20 protein-coding genes are annotated in these 20413 nt (G+C 36.0%); 12 read left to right on the top strand and 8 right to left on the bottom strand.

What is annotated here, in order from left to right:
* Positions 1–61: 61 nt before the first annotated feature.
* A complete protein-coding gene (locus tag ACN5J7_RS08885) occupies positions 62–652 on the top strand; it encodes a HupE/UreJ family protein (protein ID WP_311935447.1) in 591 nt (196 codons plus the stop codon).
* Between the two features lie 429 nt (positions 653–1081).
* On the opposite strand, the gene ACN5J7_RS08880 is transcribed toward ACN5J7_RS08885, so the two are convergent.
* Entirely contained in the window at positions 1082–1513 is a 432-nt protein-coding gene (locus tag ACN5J7_RS08880) for a hypothetical protein (protein ID WP_418603632.1), read from the bottom strand.
* 481 nt (positions 1514–1994) lie between these two features.
* Here ACN5J7_RS08880 and ACN5J7_RS08875 point away from each other — a divergent pair, with 481 nt between their 5' ends.
* From ACN5J7_RS08875 to ACN5J7_RS08860, 4 genes are all read left to right on the top strand, one after another.
* Positions 1995–2426, top strand: a complete 432-nt coding sequence (locus ACN5J7_RS08875; RefSeq protein WP_311935443.1) for a dCMP deaminase family protein — start codon at positions 1995–1997, stop codon at positions 2424–2426.
* Positions 2426–4018, top strand: a complete 1593-nt coding sequence (locus ACN5J7_RS08870) for a S41 family peptidase (protein WP_418603631.1) — start codon at positions 2426–2428, stop codon at positions 4016–4018. Before ACN5J7_RS08875 ends, ACN5J7_RS08870 begins: the two co-directional genes overlap by 1 nt.
* Before the next feature lie 145 nt (positions 4019–4163).
* Entirely contained in the window at positions 4164–4397 is a 234-nt protein-coding gene (locus ACN5J7_RS08865) for a type II toxin-antitoxin system ParD family antitoxin (protein WP_418603630.1), read from the top strand.
* A complete protein-coding gene (locus tag ACN5J7_RS08860; protein WP_418603629.1) occupies positions 4398–4700 on the top strand; it encodes a type II toxin-antitoxin system RelE/ParE family toxin in 303 nt (100 codons plus the stop codon).
* Between the two features lie 31 nt (positions 4701–4731).
* On the opposite strand, the gene ACN5J7_RS08855 is transcribed toward ACN5J7_RS08860, so the two are convergent.
* The 3 genes from ACN5J7_RS08855 to ACN5J7_RS08845 all read right to left on the bottom strand — a co-directional run bounded on the left by ACN5J7_RS08855 (position 4732) and on the right by ACN5J7_RS08845 (position 6345).
* Positions 4732–5334, bottom strand: coding sequence for an NAD(P)-binding domain-containing protein (locus ACN5J7_RS08855; protein ID WP_418603628.1), 603 nt, complete (start codon positions 5332–5334; stop codon positions 4732–4734).
* Positions 5335–5491: 157 nt separating this feature from the next.
* Positions 5492–5695 carry a hypothetical protein gene (locus ACN5J7_RS08850; protein WP_311935436.1) on the bottom strand — a complete coding sequence of 68 codons (204 nt, stop codon included), beginning with the start codon at positions 5693–5695 and terminating at the stop codon, positions 5492–5494.
* Between the two features lie 62 nt (positions 5696–5757).
* Positions 5758–6345 carry a MarC family protein gene (locus ACN5J7_RS08845; RefSeq protein WP_311935435.1) on the bottom strand — a complete coding sequence of 196 codons (588 nt, stop codon included), beginning with the start codon at positions 6343–6345 and terminating at the stop codon, positions 5758–5760.
* 273 nt (positions 6346–6618) lie between these two features.
* On the opposite strand from ACN5J7_RS08845, the gene ACN5J7_RS08840 reads away from it, so the two are divergent.
* From ACN5J7_RS08840 to ACN5J7_RS08820, 5 genes are all read left to right on the top strand, one after another.
* The gene (locus ACN5J7_RS08840) at positions 6619–7182 is read left to right on the top strand and encodes a DUF3109 family protein (protein WP_311935433.1); all 564 of its coding nucleotides are present in this window, start codon (positions 6619–6621) and stop codon (positions 7180–7182) included.
* Between the two features lie 402 nt (positions 7183–7584).
* The gene (locus ACN5J7_RS08835; protein WP_418603627.1) at positions 7585–8859 is read left to right on the top strand and encodes a ribonucleotide-diphosphate reductase subunit beta; all 1275 of its coding nucleotides are present in this window, start codon (positions 7585–7587) and stop codon (positions 8857–8859) included.
* Between the two features lie 2 nt (positions 8860–8861).
* Positions 8862–10655, top strand: coding sequence for a ribonucleoside-diphosphate reductase subunit alpha (locus ACN5J7_RS08830; protein WP_418603626.1), 1794 nt, complete (start codon positions 8862–8864; stop codon positions 10653–10655).
* 112 nt (positions 10656–10767) lie between these two features.
* Entirely contained in the window at positions 10768–11295 is a 528-nt protein-coding gene (locus ACN5J7_RS08825; RefSeq protein WP_311935429.1) for an RDD family protein, read from the top strand.
* A gap of 15 nt (positions 11296–11310) precedes the next feature.
* The gene (locus tag ACN5J7_RS08820) at positions 11311–11748 is read left to right on the top strand and encodes a nucleoside deaminase (protein WP_418603625.1); all 438 of its coding nucleotides are present in this window, start codon (positions 11311–11313) and stop codon (positions 11746–11748) included.
* Between the two features lie 6 nt (positions 11749–11754).
* Here the strand turns inward: ACN5J7_RS08820 and ACN5J7_RS08815 are convergent, their stop codons facing one another.
* The gene (locus tag ACN5J7_RS08815) at positions 11755–12474 is read right to left on the bottom strand and encodes a DUF6503 family protein (RefSeq protein WP_418603624.1); all 720 of its coding nucleotides are present in this window, start codon (positions 12472–12474) and stop codon (positions 11755–11757) included.
* Between the two features lie 268 nt (positions 12475–12742).
* Between ACN5J7_RS08815 and ACN5J7_RS08810 the strand changes: the two genes are divergently transcribed.
* Positions 12743–14512, top strand: a complete 1770-nt coding sequence (locus tag ACN5J7_RS08810; RefSeq protein WP_311935422.1) for a Na/Pi symporter — start codon at positions 12743–12745, stop codon at positions 14510–14512.
* A 181-nt stretch (positions 14513–14693) separates the two neighbouring features.
* Here ACN5J7_RS08810 and ACN5J7_RS08805 read toward each other — a convergent pair whose 3' ends face one another.
* On the bottom strand, positions 14694–17057 hold the full coding sequence (locus ACN5J7_RS08805; protein ID WP_418603623.1) for an inorganic phosphate transporter: 2364 nt from the start codon (positions 17055–17057) through the stop codon (positions 14694–14696).
* A 69-nt stretch (positions 17058–17126) separates the two neighbouring features.
* Positions 17127–18323, bottom strand: a complete 1197-nt coding sequence (locus tag ACN5J7_RS08800) for a porin (RefSeq protein ID WP_418603622.1) — start codon at positions 18321–18323, stop codon at positions 17127–17129.
* 396 nt (positions 18324–18719) lie between these two features.
* Between ACN5J7_RS08800 and ACN5J7_RS08795 the strand changes: the two genes are divergently transcribed.
* Positions 18720–19043 carry a nicotinic acid mononucleotide adenyltransferase gene (locus tag ACN5J7_RS08795; protein ID WP_311935416.1) on the top strand — a complete coding sequence of 108 codons (324 nt, stop codon included), beginning with the start codon at positions 18720–18722 and terminating at the stop codon, positions 19041–19043.
* Positions 19044–19175: 132 nt separating this feature from the next.
* On the opposite strand, the gene ACN5J7_RS08790 is transcribed toward ACN5J7_RS08795, so the two are convergent.
* On the bottom strand, positions 19176–20384 hold the full coding sequence (locus ACN5J7_RS08790; RefSeq protein ID WP_418603621.1) for a multidrug transporter: 1209 nt from the start codon (positions 20382–20384) through the stop codon (positions 19176–19178).
* Positions 20385–20413 lie beyond the last annotated feature (29 nt).

The following is a 20413-nucleotide window of genomic DNA, read 5'->3' as shown; positions in this document are numbered from 1 at the left end:
GCCAAAACCTGCCTTTATTCGTATATTTGACATACCCAATTAACCCTAAATCTTAATTAAAATGCTTGACAATTTTTTATTCAACGTAAAATACGGCATGAACCACGTGCTGGATATAAATGCTTACGACCACGTTTTATTTCTAATCGTACTCACCATTCCCTATGTTTTTAAAGACTGGAAACGGGTTTTACTGCTCGTTACCGTATTTACTTTGGGGCATACCTTGTCGCTTGTTTTGGCGGCCTACAATGTAGTAAGCGTTAACGCTCAAATGGTAGAATTTTTAATACCCATAACCATTTTAATTGTGGCGCTGTACAATGTGTTTACTGCAGGCAAAGGTGCACAAAAAGAAAAAATAGGCGTCCTGTTTTTAACCACACTGTTTTTTGGTTTAATACACGGTTTGGGCTTTGCACGCGAGTTTCATATGCTTTTGGGAGCCACCGACAGCAAACTGGTTTTACTGTTGGAGTTTGCTTTAGGCATTGAAATTGCCCAAGTTATTATCGTGTTTGTCGTGCTGTTTTTAAGCTATGTGGTGCAAACCATATTTAGGTTTACCAAGCGCGATTGGATTATGGTGATATCGGCAATCGTAGTTGGTTTGGTTATCCCCATGTTGCTTAACAACGACTTTTTGGCTTAAATAATTATTTGGGCGTTACCCCCTGAAAAGGGGGTCGGGCTTTCCGCTATATCTTTTTAAACGTCATTGCGAAGGAGGAACGACTGTGGCAATCTGTTAAATTTTAGTTCTTATTAAACTTTATTTTTCTCATTTTTAAAAAGGATGCCGCTGCAATCCCTAACGCGCACACTCATGTGGCTTACTCAGAATCTAACAGATACTTTATTGAACAAAAAAATCTTAAAATTTTGTTCATATGTTCTAAAAAAATTAGACAATTAAGTTAATTCTCTTTGTTGTATACGGATATTGCCCACAGTATTTTTATTCCACTTTAATCTGTAATTCAGTCCAATTTAGTTTGTCAGTTTTTATTTTGTTTAAATTAATTCCATTATCAGTTAAAAACTTGTAAAAACCCAAAATTCCTTTATTGTTACTCACTTTTTATTCGTCAAACGGAATGCTCAAAATGAATTTCTGATTCTTTTCCGATATTCCGAAAACATCGTCATTAGTTGCTATTTTTTCTCGTAAATCATAATCGTTGTAAATCAAATATGTTGATTCTCCGTTTTTATCAATTGATATTCCGATTGAGTATTCAGCATAATTCTGGTCTTTTGGTGGTGTTCCTAAAAACCAATAAACAAAATTGTGATAGTTGTAAGCATTGAAAATTTCGTTTTTAGATAGTTTGAGAATAGTCCAATCGCCGAGTTTAGATTTTTTTATTGTCATATTCACAGGATCGTCTGCGGCAAAAATTTCCAACCATTCTGTTATTTTAGGCTCAACATTTTTTAGATTTTTGCCTTGAACTAAAATATATCTGTCGTAACTTTCCTTTTCTAAAGTTTTTATTTGAAATTCAGTCATTTTATTTTCAGATTTGGTTTGAGATTTAGAAGAAAAACTCATCAATATCAGAAGCATTATTAATATTCTCAAGGTTTTTCTCATATTGTGGACAACGTGTTATATAGTCAGTTTTGTTAAACATATCCCATTCCCATAAATAAGTCAAGATATGCTATGTTTTTTATTGCTGTTATTCCCTAAAGATAAACTTTTTACTACATCATTTAAAAACTTATTTGATTTATTGTAAGCTTTATAGCTATTTTAAAATGTTGCAACACATATCAAATTTTCGCAAAAGTTTAACGAACTTGCGTTGCAATTAAAATACGAACCGAGTATATTCGTTATATTGTTTCGCGTTAAGGATTGCAGTGGAAATCCTTTTGCTTTTTTGCAAAAGATTGTAGCGAAAAGCCTGACCTTTTGCAATCCTGCAAGGTTTTTTTAACCTTGTAGGTATGAGTAAAAGGTAACGCCCAAATTATAAAATAAATTAATGCCAGAACATAAACAACTTAAGTACGATAAGGCTTATTTAAGAATTGCCAAAGAGTGGGGAAAATTATCGTATTGCAAACGCCGGCAAGTTGGCGCACTTATTGTAAAGGATAGAATGATAATATCCGACGGGTACAACGGCACGCCTTCGGGTTTTGAGAATTTTTGCGAAGACGAACAGGGTTACACCAAATGGTACGTGCTGCATGCCGAGGCCAACGCCATTTTAAAAGTAGCGGCATCGACCCAATCGGCAACAGGGGCAACCTTGTACATAACCATGTCGCCCTGTAAAGAATGTAGCAAATTAATACATCAAGCGGGCATAGTAAAAGTGGTGTACAACCAAGCCTATAAAGACGATTCCGGACTGCGCTTTTTGGAAAAAGCAGGTGTTGAACTTAAATTAATTGAAGAAATAGACAAATAATGCCCTATCAAAAAAAATATTTACCCTTGGTTTTAGGTGTTGCTATTGCAGCAGGCATTTTTATTGGCGGCAAGTTGAATTTTACCGATGCGCCAGACCGCCTGTTTTCAACCAATAGCAAAAAGGACAAACTAAACCGACTTATCGATTATATTGATTACGATTATGTTGATGAGGTAAACACCGATAGTATTGTTGATGTTACGGTTAATGGCATTCTGGATAATCTGGACCCGCATTCGGTGTACATCCCCAAAGAAGATATGGAGCGTGTTGCCGAAAACATGAAAGGTGATTTTGTGGGCATAGGCATTAGTTTTTATCCCTACAGGGATTCCATTGCGGTAATTAGGCCTATTGAAAACGGGCCAAGTGCCAAAGCGGGCATTAAAGGTGGCGACCGCATTATTATGGCCAACGGCGATTCGCTTTATGGAAAAAAATTACAAGACGGCGAGATTATTAAAAAACTTAAAGGTCCCATTAACAGCAAAGTAAAATTGAAAGTTTACAGAAAAGGCGAACCAAAGCTTTTGGATTTTACGGTTAAACGTGGGCACATTCCCATTAAAAGCGTTGATGCCGCATATATGTTAACCGAGAAATTGGGTTATATCAAAATCAATCGATTTGCTGAATCTACCTATAAAGAGTTTAAAAAAGGATTGGAAAAACTTATTGATCTTGGCGCCACGGAAATCGCATTGGATTTGCGCGACAACCCAGGCGGTTTTTTAGGGATTGCCGAACAGATTGTTGATGAGTTTTTAGAAGACGATAAACTTATTTTGTACACAAAAAACAAGCGCGGAAGCATCGAAAAAAGCTTTGCAACAAGTAAAGGGAATTTTGAAAAAGGCCATGTGTATGTGCTGATTGACGAAAACTCGGCATCGGCAAGCGAAATTGTTGCCGGCGCATTGCAAGACAACGACAAAGGCACCATTATTGGGCGACGCTCTTACGGCAAAGGCCTCGTGCAACGCGAAATGGATTTGGGCGATGGTAGTGCGGTACGCTTAACCGTATCGCGTTATTATACGCCAACGGGTCGCTCTATTCAAAGGCCTTACAAAAATGGGCATAAAGACTATTACGATGAGTATTTTGAACGATTGGACAGTGGCGAACTCTTGGATCCGGAAAAAATTCAAGTGGCCGATTCGCTAAAATTCACCACACCAAAAGGTAAAATTGTTTATGGCGGCGGCGGTATTATCCCCGATGTGTTTGTACCCATTGATAATAGCATGCACAACGAAACCCTTTCTCAATTATTTCGACGTGGTTTTATAGGTAATTTTGTGTTCAGGGAATTGGATAAAGACCGAAGTGTTTTCAGTAATATGTCTAGGCAGGATTTTATCGATAATTTTGAAGTTGAGGAAGATTGGGTTTATGCGATACAGGATTATGTAAACCTTAGGCTGAATTCTAAAATAACCTTTGTGGCATACCACGACGAAGTAAAACAATATATTAAAGCCACTTTGGCCGACCAACTTTTTGGCAATGGTGCTTTCGAAGAGGTGTTCAACCAGCGCGATATTATGATTGAAGAGGTGGTTAAGTTGAGTGATGGGGAGCGGTAATTTAAGCCTTAATTCGTTTTTTAAGGGTGCTTTCATCAAGTAAAATCGAAACTAAAAAAAATTTCAAATAACAAAAAAATGTCCATATTTGTAAAATATGGACATTTTTATTATCTTTAATTAATGGATAATAAAAATTATAACGATGAATGTAAGTTTAACAAAAAAACAAAAAGAATACATTGAAAATCAGATTGAATCTGGCGATTTTCAAAACGCAAGTGAGCTGGTTAGAGATGCATTGCGCTTACATGAAACGTACAGGCATCGTGTTATTGTAGATTTAAAAGCTGAAATTGAAAAAGGTTGGTCTGGAGCAACAAGTAATCGCAATGTTAAAGATATTATTGATAGTAAACGCCGAAATAAAACGGGCTAAATGTCAAACAAAATAAAAAGCTACAAGTTATCCGAGGAAGCAGATTTTGATATTGAAGCCATATTTGATTATTCACATTATTTCCACGGATTTAATCAAGCAGTAAAATATCTTAACGATTTAGATGCGGTTTTTAACCAATTAGTCATCAATCCAGAAATTGGAAGAAAACGAAACGAAATAAAAATAGGATTGTATAGTATTACTGAACAGGAACATGTTATATTTTATAGAATCCTAAAAAATCATATCAGAATAGTAAGAGTACTCCACGGAAGTAAAGATATGCCTAAACAATTTTAAACTTAGTCTTTTAGCTCCTTTGGGCGGTTAACTATATCTTATCATGCACCTTAGTGTGTTTCCCACCATTCCAAAGCGTTAAAATATCGGTCGCCACATGTGCGCCACTACCCGAAGCAATGGCAAACTGACTGCGCCAACCGGCCAATGTACCGGCAACATAAAGGTTTTCTTCAATTAAATGATTGGTATTTTTTAACCAAATACGGTCTTTTTCAATCGCTGCTTTTGGATGTGGTTCCACATAACTTTCCAAACCTTTTATCCGCATTAAATTGGTGTAACCCACAGCGATAACCACCAGTTTGGCTTCGTAAGTGTTTTTGTTGGTTTTAACTTTAAAGCCGTGAACCGATTTAGAAATAGCAGATACTTTTTCGTTTTCAAGTTGGGCAACATGAGGATATAAATCGCCTAATTGCTTTTTGCCTTTTTCTAAAATTGAGGCACCGGTGGTTCCGGGTTCTAAACCTAAAACATTATTAAATAAAGCATTTTGTAAATGCGATGTTTTTTGATGTGTAATAATAGCAATCTGTTTGTTTGCTGCAAAAGGTTTGTTTTTTGCAGACCCCAAAACCAAGGCGCAAGATAAGCCCGCAGCGCCACCACCAATAATTAAAGCATCGTACATCAAAATCACTGAGTTTTAAAATTAAAAAAATCGATTTGTTTTTTTTGATAGGTAAAGATCAAAAAATAAAACCATAGCCTAAGTAACGCTAATTGTGTTTTAGGCTAAATAGGAGAAAAAGAAACAGCTAAAGTGTCTTTTTAAAGTTAATTAAACGTTAACTATGTTTTTTTGCCTTTTGCTCTATACGTTTTGAGATTCGTAAAATCCCCATCATGATGATAACGCAAATCGCTGCAACTATCGCAATTAACGCTATAATGCTTTCGCCCTGAAAAGGGGCATTGAAATCTACTTTTGTAACGTTAAAAATAATAAGTCCTAAAGCTGCAATACTAAGTATTATGGTTAAAAGTTTCATGTATTTAAAATTTTAATCGTTTTGTAATAATCTTTAATTTACCTGCTACCCATTACGGGTTTTTATACCACATCAAACAACGCTTTAATGTTATGGGCAAATAATTTTACGGCAATGGCTAATAGTACAACGCCAAATACCTTACGTACAATGTTAATGCCATTTTGCCCTAAAAAACGTTCTATTTTCGAGGATGTTTTAAGCACAATATAAATAATAATTACGTTTAATAAAACCGCAACAATAATATTTTCAATTCTAAATTCGGCACGCAACGAGAGTAAAGTGGTTAAACTGCCTGGGCCGGCAATTAACGGGAATGCCAACGGAAAAACAGCCGTAGTCATAGCATCGTGCTCTTCTTGCTTATAAAGTGTTATGCCCAAAATCATTTCCAAAGCAATAAAGAATAAAATAAAGGCACCAGCCACGGCAAACGAGTTTACATCAATTCCAATTAGGTTTAAAATGCTTTTTCCCAAAAACAGAAACACAATTAAAATAACCCCAGCAATAAGTGATGCTTTCTCGCTTTGAATATGTCCTACTTTTTTACGTAAATCGATTACAATTGGCACGTTACCAATAATGTCGATCACCGCAAACAACACCATAAAAGCGGTGAATATTTCTTTAAAATTAAGTTGCATTTTTTAAAGGTTTAAATTCAAAAATATGTCGCAGCTTGCTGCGTTTTTATATCATTTGTCATTCTCGCTAAATCGGGAATCTAAAAAATTAATAATCACTAAAAATAGAGGTTCTTAATTTTTCGGCAAAAGTAGATGATTATAACCGATTTATAACATTATATTAATGTAAAGTTTCTATACTTTTGCCTACTCAATTACAACTGATAAAAAAACAAATGTTTTCCAATAAAGCGTAAAACATTTTTATAAAAGTAGGTTAAATAGTAGAATATGTTTCAATTAGGAAAAACCATAGTTTCGGAAGATATTATAGAAAAGGATTTTGTGTGCAACCTATCGGCCTGCAAAGGCGCGTGTTGTATTGATGGCGATGCCGGTGCGCCACTTGACGAAGATGAGGTTCAAATCCTAAAAGACATCTATCCGAAGGTGAAACCTTTTTTGCGACAAGAAGGTATTGAAGCTATTGAAAAACAGGGCACGCATATTACTACGGATTTTGGTGATTTTGAAACCCCTTTGATTAATAATGCCGATTGTGCCTATGTGATTTTTGATGAAAAAAACACAGCACTTTGCGGTATCGAAGAAGCTTATAATCAAGGAGAAATTTCTTGGAAAAAACCAGTATCTTGTCATTTATACCCCATTCGGGTCAAAGCATATTCTGAATTTTCGGCGGTAAATTATGATAAATGGGACATTTGCGATGATGCCTGCACGCTTGGTAAAGAACTGCAAGTGCCGGTTTACAAATTTGTAAAAGAAGCCCTGATTCGAAAGTTTGGGGAAGACTGGTATACGGAGCTGGAAAAAGTTGCAAAAACTTTATAAAATAACCATCTTGAGCACCAGCAAAACAAGGGTTTTTTGATAAAAAAATCTTCACTTTTTATGTTCACTTTTTAAGCAGTCAAAAATATTAAAATACTGATTTCCAGTACATTGCTAAAATTTTGTGTAAACTTCTTGTTTTCAGCGTTATTGTTTGTTTGTTAAAAACTTGTTGATAAGGTTTACAAAACACCCTTTCTTTTTTGAGAACAATTGCCAACCTTTGTTAAGAGCAAATAAAGTTAGATTTTCTGTTTCATTATATCAAAATAAAACGATGGGGAATCTGATTTTTTTTGGAAAACACACGCTATATTCTTTCTTAAAAAAAGAAATAATTTAGATTTTTTTTTTTTTGGTTTTACACCGGTCTTGCAACCAACTAGCTATTAATTATAAAATATGGAGATTACACACATTATTAAAAGAGATTACGAAACAAGCCCTTTTGTTTTAAAAAAGATTTCTAATGCCATTGAAAAAGCCATGCTTTCTGTTGGTAACGGCACCAAGGAAGACGCCAACACCATTGCCGTAAATGTTTTAAAAGCCTTATTGAACAGAAAGGAAAAAGATTATAAGTATGTGCCAACCGTGGAGCAGGTACAAGATCTTGTTGAAGAAAAATTAATGGAAAGCGCATTTCACGATGTGGCTAAAGCCTATATTTTATACAGAGACGAGCAGGCTAGAAACAGAAAGACCAATATTTTTGAAAAGCGCATAAACCTAAAGCCTTACGAGTATCCTGCACTTAACGATTATGTTGATGCCATAAGACATTCTTATTGGATTCATTCAGAGTTTAACTTTACCAGCGATATACAAGATTTTAAAACAAAGCTTACCATAGTAGAGAAAAATGCGATAAAAAACACCATGCTTGCCATTTCGCAAATTGAAGTGGCGGTTAAAAGTTTTTGGGGCGATCTTTATAATAAAATGCCTAAACCGGAAATTGGGTCGGTGGGAGCTACTTTCGCAGAAAGTGAAGTAAGACACCAAGACGCCTATTCGCATTTACTTGAAATTTTGGGTTTAAACAACGAGTTTAAGCACCTAAAAAAGAAACCCGTAATCATGCGTCGTGTGCACTATTTGGAAACCGCGTTAAAAAACGCAAAAAGTGAAGATAACAAGGAGTTTTCAGAGTCTATTTTATTGTTCTCACTCTTTATAGAGCATGTTTCTTTGTTCTCTCAGTTTTTAATAATTATGGCTTTTAATAAGCATAAAAACATGCTTAAAGGAGTTTCAAACGTTGTTGAAGCAACCTCTAAAGAAGAACAAATCCATGGCGATTTCGGGATAGATGTTATCAGAATTATAAAAGAAGAAAACCCAACTTGGTTTGATGAAGAGCATGCCAAATTAGTACAAGAATTATGTAGAGAAGCCTTTGAATCTGAAAGTAAAATAGTAGACTGGATTTTTGAAGCGGGAGAATTGGAATTTTTACCAAAAGATGTGATTAACGAATTTATTAAAAATCGTTTTAACAACTCCCTAGAAAGTATTGGTATTGAAAAAGTATTCGAGATAGACCAAAAATTAGTTGAAAAAACCGAGTGGTTTGACGACGAAATTATAGGCACAAAACACGGGGATTTCTTCGTAAAACGATCTATAAACTACAGTAAAAGAACAAAAAGTATAACCAGCGACGACCTATTTTAAAAATGAGCAACTACACCAACAAAACTACAGCAGAAAATTTACAGCAAGAAGCAGCGCCTTCAAAATTCAACGAATTAATTAATGCCAGAACCGAAGCGATAAAAGAAGCTAGTAAGAAGCCGGAAATAAAATGGTTAACAGAAAACAGTCGTAAATTCTTAGCATCAGGATACTTAACTGACGACACAACACCCGAAGAGCGCATTAAGGAAATCGCACTAAGAGCAGAAGAAATATTAAAAATAGATGGCTTTGCCGATAAGTTTTATGGGTATATGGCAGAAGGCTATTATTCGCTAGCTTCACCGGTTTGGTCTAACTTTGGTAAAAAAAGAGGTTTGCCCATTAGTTGTTTTGGCTCGCACATATCAGACGATATGGGAGATATTCTGTACACCCAATCCGAAGTTGGCATGATGTCTAAATTAGGAGGCGGAACTTCCGGTTATTTTGGTAAACTACGTCACAGGGGTGCGCCTGTAAAAAACAATGGTGAATCTTCAGGGGCGGTGCACATCATGCAGTTGTTTGAAAAAATGGTAGATGTTGTAAGTCAAGGTTCTGTGCGACGCGGGCGTTTTTCACCATATTTACCCATAGAGCATCAAGATATTCATGAGTTCTTGGAAATTGGTACAGAAGGCAACCCCATTCAAGAATTGACACATGGTGTTACCGTTGGAAACCAATGGATGGAAGAAATGATTGATGGCGATGCCGATAAAAGAGCCATTTGGGCAAAGGTATTGCAACGCCGAGGCGAAATAGGTTATCCTTATATTTTCTTTAAAGACAATGCCAACAATGCGGCGCCAGATGTATATCAAGACAAAAAGCATGAAATCTACGCGAGTAATTTATGCTCAGAAATCATGTTGCCAACAAACGACAGATGGTCTTTTGTATGTGTGCTTTCTTCAATAAATTTATTGCATTACGATAAATGGAAAGATACCGATGCCGTTGAAACCATGGTGTACTTTTTAGATGCCGTTTTAGAGGAGTTTGTTACCAAATTGGAAGTATATAGAGATTCTACAAATCGCGACGACCAGCAAACATTCCTCTTTATGGAAAAGGCCTATAATTTTGCCAAGGAAAACAGGGCTTTAGGTATGGGCGCTTTAGGATGGCACTCTTTATTACAATCTAAAATGTTGGCTTTTGATAGTCAGGAAGCTTTTAATTTGAATAGTGAAATATTTAAAACCATTGGTGAAAAATCTAAAAAAGCATCTGAAGAATTAGCCAAATTATTTGGAGAGCCCGAAGTATTAAAAGGTTACGGAAGACGAAACACAACATTAAATGCCGTGGCACCAACAACCTCTTCAGCATTTATTTTAGGGCAAGTATCCCAAGGTATCGAACCCATTTGGTCTAACAGTTATGTAAAGGATATTGCCAAAATTAAAACCACAATTAAAAACCCGTTTTTAGTCGATCTTTTAGAAGAAAAGGGATTAAATACAAGCGACATTTGGAAAAGCATTCGCGATTACGATGGTTCTGTACAGCATTTAGAAGAGCTCACAGACCATGAAAAGGACGTGTTTAAAACCTATTCCGAAATCGATCAAATGACCATTATTTACCAAGCGGCAAATAGGCAAAACCATATAGACCAAGGGCAATCGTTAAATATTATGGTACACCCAGATATGCCGGTTAAAGACATTAACAAACTATATGTTACAGCTTGGAAATTGGGAGTAAAATCGCTGTATTACCAACATAGTATGAATGCGGCGCAGAAGTTTAAGCAAAAGAAAGAATGCACAAGTTGCGAAGGTTAATTTATAATTAATTTTAAGTGTACAAAATGCCACCTCAATTGGGGTGGTTTTTTGTTTGCTTACCATTTGTAAAAAAATGTTATTTTTAGGTTTTCAACTTAACCACCTATTTATGACAAATCAAAATTTTAAAGTTACCCCAGATTTATATGCAACAAAAGGAAATCGTTTTGCAAATTACATTGTAGATTTATTGGCCATAATATTGGTGTTTTGGATCGTTGTTTTCGGAGCATTTTATTTGTTCTATTCTTTTGCTACGGATACAACGCCAGCAGACAACCTTATTTTTTATATGGAAAATTTAAATCCATTATTGGACAGATTGATAACAGCCATTGTTTTGGCATTTGTATATTTTTCAATAGAAATGCTAACCAAAGGAAGAAGTATAGGAAAGTATATTACAAAAACAAAAGTTGTTTTAGCAGATGGTACTAAACCAACGGCATCAGACTATTTAAAACGTAGTTTTTCAAGAATGATACCTTTTGAAGCCTTATCTTTTTTAGGGTCACAAAGCAGAGGTTGGCACGATACAATTTCTAAAACCTTTGTGGTAAACATTGATAAGTTTGAAGCTAAAAAGAAAACCTTCAATGAGCTAGATCAAATTGGAGTAGCGCAAGAAACTGAATAAGTTTAAATTTTACTTATGGATAAATTTTTAGAAGCAGCCATTGAAGAAGCAAAAAAGGGACGGCTTCAAGGCGGTATACCTATTGGATCGGTTATTGTTTATAAAGGCGAAATAATTGGTAGAGGGCACAATAAGCGTGTGCAAAACGGAAGTGTGGTTTTACACGGCGAAATGGATGCTTTTGAAAATGCCGGACGACAGCCTGCGAGCGTTTATAAAGCCTGTACTTTGTATACCACACTATCACCTTGTTCGATGTGCTCTGGGGCGATTTTGCTATACGGTATTCCAAAAGTTGTTATTGGTGAAAATAAAACCTTTTCGGGCGACGAAGCCTTATTGAAATCCCGTGGTGTTCAAGTAGATGTTGTAAATAATAAAATATGTATCGACTTGATGGAATCTTTCATTTCTGCCCATCCGGAATTGTGGAACGAAGATATTGGTGAATAACTTGTTTTAGTTTAAAATATCGGTACCCAAATACGCATCATCTTTATTGTAATACCAAGCTCGGGTTTTCGGCATTTTTATACCGTTAACAATTTCTTCATCAGTCAATAAAATATATTCTCCGCTGTCTTTTTTAATAGACCCTGTATCGTCGGTTTTATAAAATTGATATACTTCCATGGCGTATGTTTTAGGGTTGAAATAAAAATACCAAACATCTTTTCCAACGGAAGCATCATAAGTAACCTGTAATACTAAAAAGGCTTTTCCTTTGAATGTTTTTTGCTCAATCACATCGTTAATTATCGTACCTTCATCTTTAAGTTTCATGGGCAAACCGTATAAATAGGTGTAGTAGTTTTTATACAAATAGGCGCGTTCACAACTTAAATTATGAGTTTTTAAAACCTGATTCGATAAATCGGTTTTGCCGTTTAAGGTAATGGTACATGCCTCTTTTTTTACATCGTATTCGGTTACTACCGTGTCTTTTTTTGCTTTTAAATAGAAGTGCTCTTCGGGTAAATTGATACTAATTTTTGAGTTTCTATTTGAACTATTGGGCGTTTCCATGGTGACGTGAAACGTGCCATTAAATGTTTTCCATTTATGTTGCGGGTCGTGGTACTTAATGGCTTTGTCAAGTAATTCCGAACCTTTAATTTGTTGGCCAAAAGACATTATACCGAATAATAAAAAAAGCGAAGTAGGAAATAAAGTCTTCATGTTTTTTTTGCTAAAATACAAGCTTTTTTTTGATGGTTTCCGTAAAATGAATTTCCTTTAAAATAAGGAAACACTTAAACCTCCTTTTTTTGGTTTTAAATTTAGAATCGATTAATTTAACAAAATCATTACAAGTGTGGTCTATAAACTAAATTATGAAACACCAAATTTATACGATTTTACATGCTGTACGCTCAATGCGATTTTCTGGATTACAGCTAATTTCAAGACGCTTTATTTCTGATAAAAACTATAATAAGTTAGCGCTATGATTAGAAAAACAATATTTGTTGTGCTTTTAATTATCATAGCGATTCTTCTGTTTTTTAATCCCAATTTTAAAACTATTTCGGCTGGTGTAGCCATTTTGCTTTTCGGGATGATTATGCTGGAAGAAGGCTTCAGGGTTTTTACCAAAGGCCCGCTTCAAAGTATATTAAAAAAAGCAACAAACAAGCTTTATAAAAGCATTACTACCGGTGCTTTGGTTACGGGTTTAATTCAGTCCAGCTCGTTGGTTTCGGTAATTACCATTTCGTTTGTCAGTGCAGAGCTAATCACTTTAGCAGGCGGTATAGGACTGATTTTTGGCTCCAATATCGGCACTACGGCCACGGCGTGGTTAGTGGCAGGTTTTGGGTTGAAAATCAAGGTATCTACCTTGGCAATGCCCATGCTGGTTTTCGGAATTATTTTTGCATTTCAAAAAAGAACAGCTTTAAAAGGAGTTGGAAATGTTTTGGCGGGTTTGGGCTTTTTCTTTTTGGGAATTCATTACATGAAAGAAGGCTTTGATGTTTTTAAAACCTACTTCGATTTGTCCCAATTTGCTGTTTCCGGGTTTTTAGGCGTGTTTATTTATACCGGATTGGGAATTGTTATCACTACCATTTTACAATCTAGCAGCGCCACTTTGGCTTTAATTTTAACTGCGCTTGCGGCAGGACAGATAGAGTATGAAAACGCCCTAGCCTTGGCCATTGGTGCAAATGTGGGTACAACCATTACGGCCGTTTTGGGGTCGTTGGGCTCAAATACGGCTGGCAGAAGATTAGCCGGAGCGCATTTTGTTTTCAATATTACAACAGGGTTAATCGCCATTGTTTTTATATTTCCGTTGGCCCGATTGGTTAATAATTTGTCTGAAGTTTTACAAATTGCAGACACCAATTACACTTTAAAACTAGCGTTGTTTCATACTATTTTTAATGTTGTGGGCGTGCTGGTAATGATTCCTTTTATTAAAAAACTTGAAGGTTTATTGCAACGGGTTGTAAAGGAAAAACCGGATAAGGACAAAGATGTTGATGAACCAAAATATTTAAACTCCGCTGTATTGAAGTTTCCGGGAACGGCTATTTCAGCATTAATTAACGAATCGAGATATCTTTATAAAAACAGCATTTTCGAAATTGTGGCGCACGCATTAAATATTCATAGAGAAGACATAAAATCCAATGAAAAAATAAAGAAGATTGTAAAAAAATCCGATATAGATTTTAAAACAGATGTGGAAGGGTTGTACTATACCAAAGTAAAAACCATTTACAGCGAAATAATTAGGTATGCCACCACGGCACAAAGTGATTTAAAACTAAACAAAAGACAAATCAAGGTGGTTTCTGATATAAAAATAGCGAACAGAAAGATGGTTGAAATTATAAAAAGCGTCAAGGAGCTGAACAAAAATATCACCATGGCGTCGGCATCAAACAACAAACAACTGCAAAATGAATACGATGGCTTTAGAAAAAAACTAACCAAAGTGTTGAGGGTTATCTATTTGTTTAGAACGGAAACAGATCACGCAGAATACGCTCGAAAACTTAAGCAATTAAGAAAAGAAGCCAAAGCAAATATAAGGCAAAGTAACACCTCTATTGATCGATTGATTAGAGAGGATTTAATTACGGCTAAAATGGCGTCGTCGCTTTTTAACGATTATGCCAATGTAAACGATATAATAGACAAGCTCATTGAAATTGCCGAATTGTTATATGGTAAAAAGGACACGCTTTTGGAGAATAAAACGGAATAAAACCTGTATAAAAGATGCCGTTTTTGTTCTTCTGAATGCCCTCAAAAACCTAGATGCTCGCAACTTAAGCTGCTTCACTGAGTAACATTAAAGTTCCCGAAACCAAAATTCATTTGGCTTTAGGAATTTCAATGCGACATGCTTTATTCAATGATTCTTTTCAGACTAGCTATATTAAGGTTTAGTTGTCCTTTTTCTTTTTGTCTTTGTCAGATTTACTCCCAACTTGCAAAACGTCATCTACCACACTAATAGTGGCTGGTTTTACAGAGGCATCATGCGAGTTGTAGTATTCATCTAAAAGATTCATGGTAGCCGTTAACAAATCCTTGGTTTCCAATAATAAACTAAAATATAACGTTGTGTTTTTTGGGCTAGATTCCTCTGTTCTTGTTCTAGAGACTTGCTTTGCGATTTTATCGGTTACCAAGTCGTACACCTCTTTTTTACGTTTAATAATTTCGCCTATTTGCTCGAATGAGTGCGAATCGAAAGCCGCTTTGGTATCGTTAAACAAGGTTTCAAGGGTGTTGTCAACATCTTTAAGTTCTTTAATTTGGCTAAATTTAAGTTTCTTATGGTTGTTGTTAATGTGTTTATGGCTCACTTTTGATATGTATTCCAACGATTGTGTCATATCTTGTAAATAGCCTAAAATGTTAATATAAAAACTACTTGCACGTAAACTGGTTTCATCTAAATTTTTAATAAAATAGAATATGTTATCCCTCAACTCATCAACTTCGGCCGTTAGTTTATCAACTTGTTTTTTATTCTTTTTAAGTAGTGTTAAATCCTGTTTGGCCAAACCTTTTACGGCATTGCTGTAAATCCTGTTTCCGCGTTTTACAACATTGGCAATATTGCCGGCACTTTCGTGAATAACACCTTGTACCGATCTGCTCCCTGTTTTTTTCAGGCTGTCCTCGGCCTTTACTTCATTAGATTTTTTATTGTGTGCCACTGTGCTTCTTATCAGCAAAGCTATGGCTACCAATAATAAAATAGGGAACATAACTTTTATGTTTAAGTTTAATAAGTAAGCTACCAAAGCAGCTGCAGTAAAAGCGCTAAATGCAGTGAAGAACCAACCGCCAATAACGTTGATTACACCAGCTACCCGATATACGGCACTTTCTGCGCCCCAAGCGCGATCTGCTAAAGAGGTACCCATGGCCACCATAAATGTTACATAGGTTGTAGATAACGGCAGTTTGTACGATGTTGCAATAGAGATTAATACCGCAGCTACCATTAAGTTAACGGCGGCTCTCACTAAATCGAAAGCTGGGAGCTCCTTGGCTTTGTCTTTTGATACCTTTGCTACGGGAGCTTCAAATTGTTTTTCTATTTTATCCTGCCAAGGTTTAGGTAGAATGTATTCTGACATTTGAGACATTAACATAGCCGATCGTACAAATCCGCGCGATAAAAAATTAGGTTGAAAACGTTCTTTTGTTTCACCTTGGCTGGATAAATCCAAAGAGGTTTTTACAACATTTTTAGCCTTGGTAGAAAACCATAGAGTTAATACCATAATCATACCTGCCCCAAATAATAGCCAATTGTTTGTGGGTACTTTTTCAGCCAGTATTTCCATAGAAAAGTCTGTGGCCAAAGTTCCTGAACTTAAAAACGAAGCGCTCCATGCTTCGTAGGCATTGTACGCTGCGATTGGCACACCAATAAAGTTTACTAAGTCGTTGCCGGCAAAGGCCAATGCCAATGCAAAGGTGCCTACAATAATAATGAGTTTGTAAACATTAGTCTTAAAATAATGTATTAATGCATAGGCTAAGAGCGACCAGAAAACGAGACTCACTAAAGTGATAAATAGTACTTGGCTTTCTAAAAAATTATTCATGGTTTCGCCACCAAGAATATCAAATGATTCTTTAGCATAGGAGGTGCCTTTTAACCCTTTCATAAAAATGAAGTAGGTAATAGCCGTTAAGGCTAAACCACCAAATAAAGCGCCAACCCAAGCCGCTTTCTTTTCAAAATTATAAGATAGTAATACCCTTGCCACCCATTGAACCACGGCTCCAATAGTAAAGGCAACGACGACCGAGAGCAGGATTCCGAATATAATCTGGGAGGCTTTTGATGTGTTTATGTAATTGATGACATCACTAAAATTACCACCATCGGCACCAATTTTAATTAAAGCCATGGCAACAGCTGCCCCCAATAACTCAAATACAATAGAAACAGTAGTCGAGGTGGGCATCCCAACAGAATTGAAAAAATCTAACAATAGGATGTCTGTTATCATTACTGCCATGAAAATAATCATGATCTCATCAAACATAAATTCTCCCGGGTTAAATATCCCTTTTCTCGCCACTTCCATCATTCCGCTTGAAAATACGGCTCCAACGGCAACACCAATACTGGCAACAATCATAATGGTTTTAAAAGAAATAGCTTTAGAGCCAATGGCAGAATTTAAAAAATTTACCGCATCATTACTTACTCCTACAACCAAATCAGCAATGGCTAAAAGGGCTAAGGCAATAATCATGTATAAGTATATGTTTTCCATAATTTAGTTTAAAATAGTTTACAAATATCTTTAGACTTTTTTGTTGTAATGTTACCTAATTGTTATGTTTTAAAAATGGATATCGAATTGTAATCGCCACATTAATTCGTTATTTCCGTCTTTAATTTCCAAATGACTGATATCGGTTTGCACTTTTAATTTATGCCCCACAATGTATTTAGAAACCCCTAATGTATATTGGCTTTCTGGGTTTTTCCCCGTTATGTTTTTATCTAATTTTATGTTGGTGTAACGTCCAGAGATTTCCCAATCGTTTTTACATAAAACACCTGTTTGAAGATTTAAACCTTTGCCAACCTGCACTTCATCGCCGGTTAAGGTGCCATCAGAATTTTTTGCAAATGGATCTTTGGCATCTCTATCGGCATATTCTGCCATTAAAGAAAAACCTTGGTATTTAAACATCGCATCAATAAAAAGCGTGTTGATGTTGGTTTCAAAAAAATCGGTGTCGCCATCAATGGCCATGTACGACCCTTGGTTGCTTCTGGATTTAACCGCATTGTTATTATGGTCGTAGCTTATGCCCAAAGCCAATTTTGGCGTCTGTTCCCTTTTTAAATCGGCACCCACATAATCGCCTTTGCTCGCAAAATTCCCAAAAGGCAATAATTCAATGCGGCCCGTATATTGATGACCGCCTAAATTTCCGGTTGTAATATTTCTGCCTTCGCCCTGCGCCACAGAAAATATTTCTTTTACTACAAAGGAATCCGAAATATTAAATTGATGTCTTAATTGCACACCTAAATCTCTATCGATATTAAATCGGCTATTTAAAAGCGAACGGTCTACCTGTTGAAGATTTCCCGACGAAATTACACGATCTCTATTCCCCGGAAGTTTAGCTTGACCAAACCAAAGCTCGAAACCTGGTGCAAAATGCCATTTCATCACTGCATCAATAATATACCGAGGCGCATTGCTTGTAAACGGCGAAGCACCGGAAATATCCCGATTGGATAAACCTAACTCTAATTTATATTCTAGTTTGGGCGTAAATGCGTAACCGTCAAATTTTAAACGGGCACGACGTACTAAAAAATTCGATTCGTTTTGTTGTCCATCTTCCCAATTGGAAATGGCCAGAAATTGCATTCGCGCACCAACTTTCATGGTCCAACTAGAATCTTGTCCAACAAGGTTAAAAAGTCCTTTGCCAAACTTAGGAGATTTAACTTCTTGTGAATGAGATGATAATATGGCAAAAAGGCCAATTGCAACACACGTAAACTTAAGCTTCATTATAATGTTTTAGTTTTTGTCGTTGCAAATAACTAAAACCAATGTTAACTTAATGTTTCCTAATGATTAAATTTTTATAACAAAAAAAGACTGCCTTGGCCTAAGGCAGTCTCATTAGAAATCATAATAATGTAGTCGACAAAAACTAATAGATTATATGAAATACTAATTGTTTTGTCTTAAGACAAGGCAAATATCATGTTTTAAATTGATGTGAATGTAACCTGAATATTAAGTAATTATTAAACTTCCCAATGTTAAATCTTTATGTGAAATAAAGAAATAACATACTGGTATTAAGGCTTTTAAAGCGACAATGTTAGCTTAAGGTTAATTTAAGGTTGTATTAATGTTACGCAATTTGTATATTTAGATTATAATGTTAAACCCATAATTATGAAGAAATCAATTTTATTGCTTTTCACCTTTTTAATTACTGTGGTATCTATTGCTCAAGAAAAGCAAAAGAGAGATTTAAAACTTAACAAAGACACAAACTTAATTGATGTTGTTTATTATCATGACAATGGTGTTGTAAGCCAGAAAGGGTCTTACACAGTAGATGGTAAATTACAAGGTGAGTGGTTAAGCTTTAACACAGCAGGTGAAAAAATCGTTTCTGCAAATTATGATAATGGTAAAAAAGTCGGCAAATGGATTTATTGGATTGACGGAATTAAAAAAGAAGTCAATTATGAAAACAACGTCGCTTCGTTATAGTTTATATGGCAAAGTGAATAATAAAAAAGCATCCTAATTTTTAGGATGCTTTTTTATTATTTTAATGTCTGGTCTTGAACTACTGATACACTAAAACACAAGTGTAATGAAAAGATCAGACAACATATTGAGTTAGTTTCCTACCGTCCAGTTTGCGCCCCATGTTGCATAGTCCGTCCCTGTTCCCTGACCTTCACCTGAGATGAAATCTGTTTCAGAAAAAGTATCGCCAGTATCATTTTTGGTTTTTGTGGTTACATCGATAAAGGTAATGTTTGTAACATGTAAATCACCGTTAATAACTCCGGTTCCAGTGGGATTGTCGCTATTGGCACCCGCATCGCCATCAAGGTCGAACCCCTCGGCAAAGCCTTCAATTAGAATATTGTTAAAAATTCCTTGGGTACCAGCTCTTAACCTAATGGCTTCGTTTCCTTTTGACGAACCCAAACCAACAATTGTGGCATTGGTTACGGTGGGTTTAGACCAAAATTTAGGATTAGAAAGATTCCCAATGTCAGTGTTGTAGCCATCGCATTCAAACCCTTTATCATGGTCTGCTCCGTGTTTAATGTAAGCATTTGTAATAGACCCCGTAAACCCTTCAGTCCAATCAATTGAATCATCTTGACAATTAATTACAACGGCATAAGACACTTCTGCTGTTCCGCCGAAAAACTCTATCCCGTCATCAGCTCCTTCGTAAGCTTGAATATATTCAATTGTTGTTCCTGCGCCAACACCATAAAAAGAGAATCCGTTGTTTTCTGAAGAGCCATCAGCGGCTCCGCCCGAATATTCAACACGTACATAACGTAAAACACCTGAATTATCGGCCGAATCTGTTCCGCCGTAAGGCAAACTTCCAATTTCTGACGTTGATGTTGCACTGCCGGTAACAGAGTTAATAGGTGCTTTTCCTAGTACTATTAAACCGCCCCATTGTCCAGCCGCCGGATTTGAATTTCCAGAGGTCATTACAATAGGTTTTGTAGCAGAACCGTTAGCTATAATTTTGGCGCCTTGCGAAATAGCAATGTAAACATCGGCACCCGTTGCAATGGCTTTAATTGTTACACCTTCGTTTATAGTCAGTGTAGTGCCTTCAGCCATTATTACTGGACCACTAATGGTGTAGGTTCTATTGGCTTCCAATGTTAAGTCTGAAGAATATTCCGCGGCACCAATGGCGATTTCTTCATCATTGCTACCAGTGTTTCCACCGCCATTGTTATGAATAACGCTGTTATCCGTGATGTAAATATCGGCTGTGTCGTCTGTAGCACACGAGTTAAAAAGCAATGCTATGGTTGCTAATCCTAATACTAAATTGTTTTTCATCATTTCTAAGTTTAATTTTTATTCGTTCT

The organism is Hwangdonia sp. (assembly GCF_048381975.1).
Classification (GTDB): Bacteria; Bacteroidota; Bacteroidia; order Flavobacteriales; family Flavobacteriaceae; genus Hwangdonia; species Hwangdonia seohaensis.
This window is presented reverse-complemented; position numbering and strand designations above follow the sequence as displayed.